Here is an 11857-nt window from a genome sequence, read left to right on the forward strand (position 1 = left end):
CGCAGCAACCAGTTCATCCCAAACAAATCTCTACCTTCTCAAGACTGAGTTCAACGGCCAAGCTGCTTGTTTCCAAATTACCCGGCAGGAGCAAAATCATCCCTGTCTGGGTCATCCTGCCAATGATATTCTGCCTGTCGGGCAATCTGCTCAGCCAGTTCCTGACCAAATTGGTCCCGCACAAAACCGAGCGCCATATCCATGCCCGCGGAGACACCTGAAGAAGTGTAATACTTCCCTTCACGAACCCAGCGTGCCTGTCTCTTCCAGTTGACCGCTGGACCTTGACTGGTCACCCAGCCAAAAGCAAGTTTATTGCTGGTCGCCTCCTTAGTATCAAGCAGACCCACTTTTGCTAAGAGGACGCTGCCAGTACAAACAGACAAAACACATGATGCCTGCTAAGCCAGTTGTCCTAACCTGGTCAAGAAGGCTTCATTTTCAACCAAGGTACGGGTTCCCCGACCACCCGGTAGGAGCAAAACGTCAATAGGACTAGTCAAATCAAGAGGCTGAGTCAACAATTCCACTTCCTGACGATGGCGGACTAGCCCACCAGCTAGAGACTGATAGGAAAAGTCAATAGCTGGAATACCAGCCAACAATTCCACCGGACCAAATAAATCCAAGGTTTCAAAATCTTCAAATACCAAGGCTACACATTTCATGACTGACCCTCTTCCTTTTTCTTCCATAGGAACAGACAGATGACGCTGGCTACTGCCAAGCCGACGATTAGAAATTTGACAGGATGGGTCATTTGCTAAAAACTCTCACTGGTCTGACCATGTCGATTGGGCAGACCAATGGTGAGGAAGAAAGCCAAGAAAATCAACTGACACCAGAGCGCCGATCGGATAAATGCCAACCTTTTTTTCAAATGCTGCTTTGGCACTTCAAACAGATAAAATGACATCAGATAGGCATTCAAAATGAGCGAATAAACCAAGGCACCGGGCCAGCCCCACCAAAATTTTGTAATTAGCAACAAGACTATGGGAACAAGCATGGTCTTGACCAAGCCTAGTAAAACATTTTTCATCATTTCAAACTCCAACCACCGTCAATGGTGATAATCTGTCCCTGCATGGATGCTAGTTTGCCAGAAGCCAGCATAAATGTCAGCTCTGCGATTTCGCTGGGCTGACTCCAGCGTCCGATAGGGGTCTGGTCTGCCACCCAGTCCGCCAGGCCACCAGGTTCAAAGTCCTTCTTGGTCATGCCTGTCTGAACGGCACCTGGGGCAATACCAAACACTTGGATATGGTCCTTGGCGTAATCCAAGGCTAATTGCTTGGTGAAGCCTGCTAGAGCGTGCTTGGAAGCGGTGTAGGCTGAGCCTCCTCCACCTGCTAGACTGGAGGCAATAGAGCACATATTGATAATGATGCCAGACTGTCTGTCCACCATTTGTTGCAGATAGGGGCGAGTTAGTCTTGTCACCGCAAAAAAATTGACCGCGAAGATGCTAGCTAATTCGTCCTCCGAAATATCGAGGTGGGGACGGTAATCGTCTAGTATGCCTGCGGTGTTACAGAGGACATCAACTGTCTGGCACCATGAAAATACAGGCGATAAATCGCCTGTCAGGTCTAACTGTAGAAAGTGGAAATCGCCTGCCAAATCAGGCTTGCTGGCCTGGTCAATCCCGAAGATACGCCAGCCATTTTCCAAAAAAATCTTTGCCTGTGCTAGACCAATGCCGCTGGAAACGCCGGTGATGAGGGCCGTCTTAGTCATGGACTTCCACCCAGTCGGTCGCAAGGACATCGCAAGGGGTCGGGCTCCACATGGAGTAGCCTTCGCCCTCGCCAGTCACGTTGATGAGGAAATAGGGCGTCGCTTCTAGCTTTTGGCCGTTGACCTCGATGGTGTCAAAGAGCTGGACGTAGTTCTCCGCCCCACCCCAACCTGTGCGGACGTACTTTTTCTTGGCCTTGAGGCCGGGTAAAATCTCTTCAAATGTCATGGTTTTCTCCTTTGTTGTCTATAAACGTTGATTTAATAAGGTTTCTAGCACCTTGTATTGAGTTAATTTTGTAATTTGTTCACCTTTATGTGAAGTTACAGTGATTTGTATCTATCCAACCGTTGAAAATACAATCTTGTTGGTTTATCAGGAAAATAGAATATATCCAAAGACTTTTTGAGCCTCTGATAGGCTGGACAGATTTCTGGTATCTCTCCTTGCCCCTTTGGGATAGAGAGGGGGTGAAGTGGTCTAATGGACTTATTTATCATCGTGTTTGTTGCACCTTTGCTGGAATCTATCCTAACAGCATTGTTTGAGTATTGGCTCAACTCACGCAACAAATAACCCTAGGGCGCTAGCTAGAACTAGCTAGGAGCCAAAAGAAAACCCCTGACATTGTGGAATCTGTCAGGGGCTTTTTGTGTTCCAATGGAACTTACTTATCATTAGCTTAAGTATAGCATCCCCTCATTCAATTGTCAAATGTTTTTAACCAACATGTCGTTTGACTTCTAGTCTTTCTCCTCTGGAATATATCACCTCATCCTCCGAACATCTTAGTTAATTATTTCATAGTTCATCTCATTATACCAAAAAATTACTTGACCACTTTCGGTTTTCTCACCAGCAAGACCATAGAGCCAATCCAGAAAACCACCGCTGGCAGAATGACCAAGACCAGATTTAACCAAGTTGGCACCATCATAACCAGATTGAGAATTCCACCAGCAAGCATGAGTCCATAGGTCGGCAGAAAGACATGGCTGACCAGCTTTTCCTTACGGTAACATAGCAGAGCGAGACCGATGAGGATGACTGGAATCAGGCTTGTCCAACCAGTCAAAGAGATGTCTGTACCATCCGGCAATAGGATGAAACGACCGGCCAAAATTGCTACATAGACCAGTGGAAAACCAATATAGGTCGCCCAAATTTTCAGTTTAGAAGTTTGGTAAATCAAATTCCGTAACAAGAGCATGATGCCAGCCGGCAGTAGAAAGGCCAGCAAACTATCACACACCAGTGCTAACCAATTAAATTGGACTGTGCCTGATCCTGCAAATTCCATGAGAAATCGACTGCCGACATAGACCAGCCAGACAAGCCCTGCCAGGCGTCCAACTTCCTTGACTCCAATCGGAGGCAAATAGTTCAACAAATCATCAGCCATCTGCTTGCTGTCTTTGCCCAGAAAATCCTCCGCCGAAAGCCCGGCTTCTTGAGCTTCAAGGACATCTTGGTAAATAGATAAAAGCTGGGCAGTCACTGCTTCTTCTTGTTTGTGAAAAACTGAGGCAATCATCATGTAGCCATTGATACGGCCCATGTATTCCTTGTTTTCCTTGGTCAGCTGGCTTTCAATCACTTCAATCTGCTTGCGGTATTCCATTTGTTTGCTCATCTTACTTCTCCCTTCACTTTCTCCACTTTTTCGACGAGTTCTCCCCATTGGACCCAGAAATCGTTTACGTAGCTCTGCCCTTGGTCTGTCAAATAAAAATACTTCCTGTCGGGTCCATCTGGCGAGGGCTTGTTCTGACTAAAAATCAGGTCATTTTTTTCTAACTTCTGAAGGAGGGGATAGACTGTCCCTCCGACCATGTTTTCAAAGCCCTGATTTCTCAATTCTTGAACCAGCTCATAACCATAAATCTCCTTCTGACTGATAATTTGTAAGACACAGCCATCTAGGACACCTTTGAGCATTTGGGTTTCTTTCATAAGCCCTCCTCATCATCTGTAAAAAATCCAAACAATAGGCCTGATGCTAACAGGATGCCTAAGATCAAAATAGAATCCAAGGCCCAGCCAGTTATTATGGCCGTCACAAGCGTGATGCCTGCTAGTTCCCAATCTTCTCGTCTCATCTTGTCCAATTTCATCTTTAATCTCCTATCTAGTTTGTAATGCACACTAGTCTTGTAAAAATAAAAGTGATTTTCTTTGTCCTCTATCACTAGTTTGTTTTACCTATTAGTCTTGTATCTATAGTTTAACACAAGACGACTAGTTTGTAAAGCAAAATAGCGAAAACTATTCAAAAAGTCATAACCACCCGTGAAAACGGGTGGCTTGTACACCGGCTATAAGCCGTTTCTCTCCAGCGACGTCTAAAGACGTTCGCTGAACTTCGTTCAGGTTAGTGCTATAATTACTTGACTAATGCCCGTAACAACGGGCTTTTATCTTGTTCTAAAACTGCCATCTGAAAATGGATCTTCATACTCTTTGACACTCAATTTATCAAGTGCAATGTCATTTTTCTCCTGCTCACGAATGTATTTCGCAACTGTCTTTTCGTTCAGCCCAACGGTACTAACATAGTAGCCTCTGGCCCAAAACTTTCGATTTCCATACTTATATTTTAAATTAGCGTGTTTATCAAATATCATTAGAGCACTTTTGCTTTTCAAATATCCCATAAAATCGGAAATCGAAAGTTTCGGAGGTATCAAGACAAGCATATGAACATGGTCTGGCATCATGTGTCCCTCAATGATTTCCACGCCTTTGTATTGACATAGATGACGGAAAATATCAATTAAGTCCTGTCTAATTTTGTAGTAAATGGATTTTCTCCGGTACTTAGGTGTGAAGACTATGTGATATTTGCACATCCATTTGGTATGTGATAAACTGTAACTGGTTTTAGCCATTTCTTTTTCCTCCTTTATCTAACCTGAACAATTAGATTATATCAGGAAAAAGAAATGGAAGCTCAAAGCCTTGTCAGCCACCAGCATAGCTGGTGGTTTTCTTGTTTTTCTCTACGAGAAAAACTGGCTCGAAGCCATAATAAAAAACTTGGGTTGCCCCAAGTTTTAGGAAATAATCTGTTTATAAGATCGGGTTGTGATCGCATAAACCATCAAGTAAATTAAAAAATAACCGCCACAGATAGCCACTGTCACCTGCAACATAAGCCCTGCATTGACAACACCGATAGACAACAAGATAGACGAGAGCATCTTGTAGGCAAAGGCTAGGTGAACAAAGGCGAGTAGGATAGGCAGGAAGAAAACTGTCAGCAATTGCTTGCGAACGGACTGTCTGGTCTGGTCCTCATCCAGACCAACCTTGGTCATGATGACAAAGCGATCCCTGTCTTCATAGCCTTCTGAAATCTGTTTGAAGTAAATCACCAGCACCACCGCCATCAAAAAGATGAGTGATAGCAAGAGGCCGATGAAGAAAAGTGAGCCTGCAAAACTGAAGAAACTACGCATCGCATAGGCACGGTAGGCGAGACTAACCGTGTTAGTACCATCTGGCAAAATATTGGAAGTCCACAGTTCGCTTTCAAAAGTACCGGATAAGAAGATCTCCTGGCTACTTACTTGTTCTTCTTCTGATAGACTGCTTTCAAAGCCCATATAATAGCGATTTTCAGCTTGATTTTCAAATATCGTCAAATCTTGAACCACAACGACTAAGTACTGACTGACATTGAAAGACATATGGTCCGGCAGATGACCCAAGGTCACATTTTTGGGCAAGACTTGGACAACTTCCATCTCCTTTTCATCAAAGGTGAGGGTTTGACCAGCTTGATACTGGACTCCCTTACTATAAATGGCTACTTGGTCGCTTGCCAGCTGGAGCGCTTCTCCAGTCATCTTTTCATAGCTAGCTTGATCAAGGAAAAAACCAACACCCAGGTCAGAGAAATCTACGCTAGCTACATCTTCAACCGTAAAAAATCTTACGTGCCGGTTTGTAACCTCAGTAAAAGAGGCTTCTTGGTAGGGATAGACCACCTTACTCTCTACAGGAATTTCTGTCTGTTCTAAGAGTGCGTCTCCCCATTCTTCCACCTGTGTTTTTGACGTCGTTGGCTTCAAACCAAAATCAATCGAAAAATCATTGGGATTCTGATTGGCAATATAATCCTTGCCACCGATGTAAATATTGAGTCCTCCAACCATGGTCACCAAAAACATGCTAGAGAGGATAGTAATGGTTGCAAGGCCCAGAGCATTTTTCCGCATACGGAAAATCAAGTTAGATACAGAAATGAAATTATCTGGCTTATAATAATAGGTCTGACGCTGTTTTAGCCAGTTTAAGAGACTGATGACACCTGATTGGAAAAGCAAGTAAGTCCCAAGGATAACCAGTAAGGTTGCTCCAAAGAAACTTGGAATAGCTTTCAGCGGACTGGTCACTAGTTGGGCAATAGCATAGCCCGCACCCAATAAGATAAGGGCTAAGAGGGTTTGTAGCCAGAGGAAGCCTGTTGGCTTGTCCCCACGCTTCTTGCCCTGAACTAGTTTGAGCGAGTCGGTCAAGCCCAACTTCCCAATATTAAAGAGGCTGACCAAGGCAAAAATCCCAAAGAGATAGATAAGTACAGTGACTAGACTTTTCAACTGGAAGGTTGAAGCCAAGACCACAGGCATCTGCATGGCTTTCAGCAAGAGGGCATAGAAGAGTTTATCCAGAGCTAATCCCAACAAGGTTCCTGTCAAAATAGTGCTAGCTGCGAAAACTAGATTTTCTAGAAAAGTCATCAAGAGAAGGTGTTTTTTTTCCAAGCCTAGAACGCTATAAACTCCAAACTCTTTTGACCGCTGCTTCATAACAAAACTATTGGCATAGAAGACCATGATGGCAACGGCCAACATGACTACAATCATACCAAAGCCCAGCACTTGAATCACCCCATTGGCCCCCTTGACCTGACCTAAATCAGGATGAAAGGCAAGCGAGGCAAAAATATAGGCAATGGCTGTGGACAAGATGGTCATCAGGGCATAGGGAAAATAGAGCCTGCGGTTCTTTTTGAGATTGGTCAGAGCCAATCGAACAGTTAGTCCAAACATACTACTCACCTCGATTCGCCATGACTGTCAAGGTATCTGAAATCAGCTGGTACATTTCCTGACTAGTTCGCTCACCACGGTAGATTTGATTGTAGAGGATACCGTCCTTGATAAAGAGGACCCGTTTGGCACGACTGGCTGCCGCTGTCGAGTGGGTTACCATCAAAATGGTTTGCCCTTCTTGATTGATTTTTTCAAAGATATCGAGAAGGGTTGCTGTTGATTTGGAGTCGAGGGCTCCAGTCGGTTCATCCGCCAAGAGGATTTCTGGCTGGGTGATGATGGCACGCGCCACCGCAACCCGTTGCTGCTGACCACCCGAAATCTCGTAGGGCATTTTGTCCTGCAAGGTCGCAATTCCCAGACTGTTGAGGGTTTGAATCAAACGCTTATTCATCTGGTCAAGCGGAAAACGGGATAGAACCAATGGTAAAAGCACATTGTCCTTGACAGAGAGGGTGTCCAAGAGGTTAAAGTCCTGAAAGACAAAGCCCAATTTCTCACGGCGAAAGGCTGCGGATTCCTTGCTCTTAATCGTTTCTGTATTGACACCATTGAGCAGGACATGACCGCGGGTCGGCTTGTCCAGGGTCGCAAGAATATTGAGCAAAGTGGATTTTCCAGAACCTGACTCACCCATGATGGCCAGGTATTCGCCCTCCTCCACCGTAAAATGGATATCCTTGAGAGCCTCGACCTGCCCCGCCTTAAACCGAGAACTATAAATCTTTTGTACGTGTTGCACGTCTAGTAGAACCATGATACTTCTCCTTTGGAAACTGTATCCACAAGTGCGGTCACTGAGATAAGAGATAGTTTTTGCTAATCAAGGGCTATGAGGGGTAGCAAACTAGCCTTAAATCAGTTACCGAACTGTGAATACAAGTTCTTATTTTTATAATCCCATTTTACAGTTTCAACCCAAGGCCTGCCATAGCCCAAACTTTCATTTACCTTACAAAATTGTCACTTAATCCAAGGCCAGTTCTGTCTCTTTTATCCCAATCCGGACTTCAGTGCCTTGGCCTAGCTTGGATTTGAGGGTGAGGGAATAACCCAGCTCCGCAGCGATTTTCTTGGAGAGATAAAGCCCAAGGCCCGAAGACTGTTGGGTTCTACGACCGTTAAAACCTGAAAAACCACGCTCAAATATCCGCTGCAGGTCACTCTCCGCAATCCCCAGACCCGTATCTCGAATGACCAGGTCATGACCGTCTAGGAAAATGGAAATGGTCCCATTCTCACAATATTTGAGGGCATTGGAGAGGACTTGTTCAATCAAGAGACCTAGCCAGCGTTTGTCTGTTTTTAGGACTCGCGATAGGTCTCCCAAATCCAGCTTGGTTCTGGCCTGTATAAAAAAGAGGGAATATTTTTTGACCAGGTTCTTGACCAGTTCTTCCAGGTCCACCCGCTCAATAACCAGGTCGTCATGAAAGGATTGCAGGCGGAGATAATTGAGGACCAGACCTGTGTATTGCTCGATTTTGAAGAGTTGGTTTTCCAGCTGGTAACGGATGTCTGGCTGGTCGATTTCCTTGGCCAGGAGCTGACTGGCAGCGATCGGGATCTTCATCTGGTGGGCCCAGAGGGTATAGTAGTCGTCCAATTCGGTCTTGGCTTGAAGTTGCTGCTCCTGCAAGAGCTTGTTTTGGGCTTCTAGCTGCTGGACCTTTTCCTGCAAATACCGCTCTGCTGGGCTACCTGATGCCGCCTGCTGACCACGCCAGTATTTACCAAAGCGAGAAACATCCGCCAACAAGTCCCAGCCTAATGCCAAGAGCCAGACCAGGCTCAGGAGCAAGAGACCATAGGAGATGAGGGGGCGGTCCAGCTCAAAGAGGTAACTGAGGCCGTAGATGAAGAGGGCCAGGGCCGGGTAGGCCAGGAGATAGGGCAGGCGGTGGCGGATCCAGCTGGTCAGAAAGAGCCGATAATCTTCTCTAGTCATGAGCTTTCACCAGGCCGTAGCCGACCCCTTTCTTGGTAGCAATCAAGCCCGGTAGCCCCAGTTCATCCAACTTTTTCCGAAGGCGGGCCATATTGACAGACAGGGTATTGTCATCTACGAAAATATCGCTATTCCAGAGCTGGCGCATGAGTTCCTCCCGGCTGACCACTTCCTGACCATGCTCGAAAAGAACCCGCAAAATCTGAAATTCGTTCTTGGTCAACTCCTCCACCTTCTGGTCGTACTGAACCTGCATGGTCTTGAGGTCAAGGGAAATCTCTCCAAACCAGAGCAGGCTCTGCTCACCAACAAAATCATAGGTCCGACGGAGCAGGCCTTGTATCTTGGCCAAGAGGACCGTCATCTCAAAGGGCTTGGTCACATAATCATCAGCCCCCATGTTAATGGCCATGACAATGTCCATGGGCTGGTCATGAGAGGACAAAAACATAATCGGAATGCGGGAGGTCTTGCGAATTTCCTGGCACCAATAGTAACCGTTGAAAAAGGGCAAACCGATATCCAGGAGAATCAAGTGTGGCTGAAAGCGGTCAATCTGGCTGAGAATATCCTGAAAGTCAGCCACTTCCTCCACCTCATAGCTCCAATTTCGTAAATTCTTGGCCACCAGCTGGCTGATGACCTTATCGTCTTCTATCAATAGAATCTTTTGCATAGGGACCTCCTTGGCTATACTATTATTATATCGTAAAATTGCTCCAGAAACCTTTCAAATTTGTCATTTTCCACAATATCCGCTATACTAAGACTACTATGGCAAACCTACTTGATTACCTAAAAGAAAGTCAATTCGATAGTTTTTATGATCGGCCGCTCAATAAGCTAGATATTTTGGCCCTGACCGAGCTAGCCTATCTGCCCTTCGACAGTCTAGTCCCAGCTGACTTTACTGAAAAAGGCGTCCGAATCGACCAATTAGCAGAAGATTTCGCAGCTAAATACCAGGATGAATTCCCACCTTTTTCTATGGTGACAAAGAGCCGACTAGCCATGTTTCAGTTGCTAGCCCAGGCCAAGCGCTTCAAGCATCTACGGGCCTTTGCCTATGTCGACCAATATGAATTGGACCTGCAGAAACAGTTTGCGGTCATCAGCTACCGCCTAGACCGGCAGACCATTGTCACCTGCTTCCGGGGGACAGATGATACCATTATCGGCTGGAAGGAAGATTTCCACATGACCTACATGGAGGAGATTCCTGCCCAAAAGTCCGCCAAGGAATACTTGGAAGGGCTGATAGAGAGCCAGCCAGGACTGTTTTATATCTCTGGTCACTCCAAGGGGGGCAACCTGGCACTCTATGCCAGCAGCAAGCTTGCGGCTGACTTGCAGGAACGGATTTTACAGGTCTATCCCTACGATGCTCCTGGACTCCATAAGAAACACCTGGAAAGTCCGAGCTACCTGATGCTTGCTGATCGGATCCACCCCATTATCCCGCAAAATTCTGTGGTCGGTATGATGCTGGAAACTCCTGACCATGTTCAAATCGTCCAGAGCAATACCATTGGTCTCCTCCAGCATATTAGCTTTTCCTGGGAAATTAACGGCAACGACTTCAAGCCTGCTCCAGCACTAACAGAGGATAGCTTGCAGGTTGACCAAACCCTCAAAACCTGGACAGCCAGCCTGACAGAGGAGGAATTACAGGAATTTTTCGACCTCTTCTTCGGGCTCATCATGGAGGCTGGTATTGAAAAACTAGCGGACTTGACCGTCAACCCCCTCCAAAAATTGCAGGAAATCGACCGACTGCGCAAGGAATTGCCAGATGAAAAGGCCCAGATGTTGGACAAATTGAGCCGCTTACTAATTGACACCCGCTATAAAATCTGGCTGGAAGGCATCTACCAAAACCTTCCTCATACCAATTTCAAATTGCCTCAGTTCTCCCTCCATTTTCCTAGTCCTGAATTGAAGGTTCCTGGTTTTAAAAACAACACAGAAAACTATGTGAACGATAGAAGGAAGGTCCAGCCGGACGATTTTCTCAGAGTACCCAACTTCAAATTCCCGGATTGGAACGACTGGTTGAGAGGACCAAGCGATAAGAAAGACAAAGAAAACTAGCCTGGAAAAGCTAGTTTTTTCTATTATATTTGATGTTCTAGTCGAGCATTTTATTTTTCAAGATGAGCAACTACTTCTTCAAACATAAGCTTGGTTGACTCAAGACCACCACCTGACAGGTACCAGAGGTCTGGTGTCAGCGTGATGATTTTCTTGTTCTTACCAGCATTGGTATCCTGGATGAGGGCGTTGTTGAGAATGTCCGAATTTTGCGTATCGTCGCCACCGATGGCCAGGGTGCGGTCAACAACAAAGATGATGTCTGGGTTGATCTGGCTGACACTCTCTAAGCTCAGGCTGGAACCGTGACTTCTGCCTTGATTTCCTTGGGTGTTTTCTTTCAGCTTGAGGTCAGTTGGTTGAAAGCCCAATGTCTTATAAATAAAGGAATAACGGCCGTCTGGAGCAATGCCTGCCATACTGCCTTCATTGAGCAGGACAGTTAGAGTGGTCAATTGAGTGTCCTTGTTTTTGTCTTGAGCCGTTTGAACAAGTGTGTCGATATCAGCCAGCTTGCTTTCAGCTTCTTTGACTACCTCGTCTCCGAAGAGTTTTGCCAATTCAGTAGCATTGGTCTTGACAGAGTTCAAATAATCAGAAGTAGAGTTCTCAAAGTATATAGCTGGCGCAATTTTCTCAAACTCTGCCTGCTGGTCCTGCGTACGACTGGACAGGATAATCAAATCCGGTTCCAACTCCGCAACCGTTTCAAGGTTGACTTCGCGCAGATTACCAACGTTTGTAATCTCTTTTTTATCCTTCAAGTCCTTCAAATAGGTTGGCAGGCTGTCTTTTGGCATCCCGACGATAGTGTCTTCCTTGCCAAGGGCACGCAGGCTGTCAGCCACACCGTAGTCCAAAACCACAATCTTTTGGGGATTACTTGGAACGGTTGTCTCACCCGTCGAGGTTTGAATAGTAATGTCCTGAGAGGTGCTGACCTGCTCCGCTGACGAACAAGCAGCTAGAGCAATGATGCTAAAGAGTGCTAAAAATGCGAGTGTGATGCGTTTCATAATT

The 11857-nt window shown here is 45.9% G+C and carries 15 protein-coding genes; 1 reads left to right on the top strand and 14 read right to left on the bottom strand.

Annotation, left to right across the window (positions count from 1 at the left end):
* Positions 1-77: 77 nt before the first annotated feature.
* The 13 genes from ACHBID_RS06230 to ACHBID_RS06290 all read right to left on the bottom strand — a co-directional run bounded on the left by ACHBID_RS06230 (position 78) and on the right by ACHBID_RS06290 (position 9422).
* A complete protein-coding gene (locus tag ACHBID_RS06230; protein WP_330836918.1) occupies positions 78-386 on the bottom strand; it encodes a DJ-1/PfpI family protein in 309 nt (102 codons plus the stop codon).
* A 15-nt stretch (positions 387-401) separates the two neighbouring features.
* Entirely contained in the window at positions 402-668 is a 267-nt protein-coding gene (locus ACHBID_RS06235) for a hypothetical protein (protein ID WP_330836917.1), read from the bottom strand.
* A 95-nt stretch (positions 669-763) separates the two neighbouring features.
* Positions 764-1045 (bottom strand): hypothetical protein, encoded by a 282-nt coding sequence (locus tag ACHBID_RS06240; protein ID WP_105123214.1) that lies wholly within the window; start codon positions 1043-1045, stop codon positions 764-766.
* A complete protein-coding gene (locus tag ACHBID_RS06245; protein WP_394731858.1) occupies positions 1042-1740 on the bottom strand; it encodes a 3-oxoacyl-ACP reductase in 699 nt (232 codons plus the stop codon). The genes ACHBID_RS06240 and ACHBID_RS06245 overlap by 4 nt, the downstream gene beginning before the upstream one ends.
* A complete protein-coding gene (locus ACHBID_RS06250) occupies positions 1733-1969 on the bottom strand; it encodes a DUF2829 domain-containing protein (protein ID WP_257117926.1) in 237 nt (78 codons plus the stop codon). Before ACHBID_RS06250 ends, ACHBID_RS06245 begins: the two co-directional genes overlap by 8 nt.
* Positions 1970-2570: 601 nt before the next feature.
* Entirely contained in the window at positions 2571-3374 is an 804-nt protein-coding gene (locus ACHBID_RS06255; protein ID WP_394731857.1) for a hypothetical protein, read from the bottom strand.
* On the bottom strand, positions 3371-3694 hold the full coding sequence (locus ACHBID_RS06260; protein ID WP_044781698.1) for a PadR family transcriptional regulator: 324 nt from the start codon (positions 3692-3694) through the stop codon (positions 3371-3373). The genes ACHBID_RS06255 and ACHBID_RS06260 overlap by 4 nt, the downstream gene beginning before the upstream one ends.
* Positions 3691-3855: a hypothetical protein gene (locus ACHBID_RS06265; RefSeq protein WP_394731856.1), complete on the bottom strand. Its 165-nt coding sequence runs from the start codon at positions 3853-3855 to the stop codon at positions 3691-3693. The genes ACHBID_RS06260 and ACHBID_RS06265 overlap by 4 nt, the downstream gene beginning before the upstream one ends.
* A gap of 300 nt (positions 3856-4155) precedes the next feature.
* Entirely contained in the window at positions 4156-4629 is a 474-nt protein-coding gene (gene tnpA / locus ACHBID_RS06270) for an IS200/IS605 family transposase (protein ID WP_024378560.1), read from the bottom strand.
* A 165-nt stretch (positions 4630-4794) separates the two neighbouring features.
* Entirely contained in the window at positions 4795-6795 is a 2001-nt protein-coding gene (locus tag ACHBID_RS06275; protein WP_394731855.1) for an FtsX-like permease family protein, read from the bottom strand.
* A 1-nt stretch (position 6796) separates the two neighbouring features.
* The gene (locus ACHBID_RS06280) at positions 6797-7555 is read right to left on the bottom strand and encodes an ABC transporter ATP-binding protein (RefSeq protein ID WP_105160641.1); all 759 of its coding nucleotides are present in this window, start codon (positions 7553-7555) and stop codon (positions 6797-6799) included.
* A 210-nt stretch (positions 7556-7765) separates the two neighbouring features.
* Positions 7766-8746, bottom strand: coding sequence for an ATP-binding protein (locus ACHBID_RS06285; RefSeq protein WP_172074164.1), 981 nt, complete (start codon positions 8744-8746; stop codon positions 7766-7768).
* Complete coding sequence (locus ACHBID_RS06290) at positions 8739-9422, bottom strand: response regulator transcription factor (protein ID WP_105123205.1); 684 nt, start codon at positions 9420-9422, stop codon at positions 8739-8741. The genes ACHBID_RS06285 and ACHBID_RS06290 overlap by 8 nt, the downstream gene beginning before the upstream one ends.
* A gap of 98 nt (positions 9423-9520) precedes the next feature.
* On the opposite strand from ACHBID_RS06290, the gene ACHBID_RS06295 reads away from it, so the two are divergent.
* Entirely contained in the window at positions 9521-10837 is a 1317-nt protein-coding gene (locus ACHBID_RS06295) for a DUF2974 domain-containing protein (RefSeq protein WP_105160683.1), read from the top strand.
* A gap of 50 nt (positions 10838-10887) precedes the next feature.
* Here ACHBID_RS06295 and ACHBID_RS06300 read toward each other — a convergent pair whose 3' ends face one another.
* The gene (locus tag ACHBID_RS06300) at positions 10888-11853 is read right to left on the bottom strand and encodes an ABC transporter substrate-binding protein (protein ID WP_105160639.1); all 966 of its coding nucleotides are present in this window, start codon (positions 11851-11853) and stop codon (positions 10888-10890) included.
* Between the last annotated feature and the right edge of the window lie 4 nt (positions 11854-11857).

Source organism: Streptococcus sp. A25 (genome assembly GCF_043674095.1).
GTDB classification, from domain to species: domain Bacteria; phylum Bacillota; class Bacilli; order Lactobacillales; family Streptococcaceae; genus Streptococcus; species Streptococcus suis_V.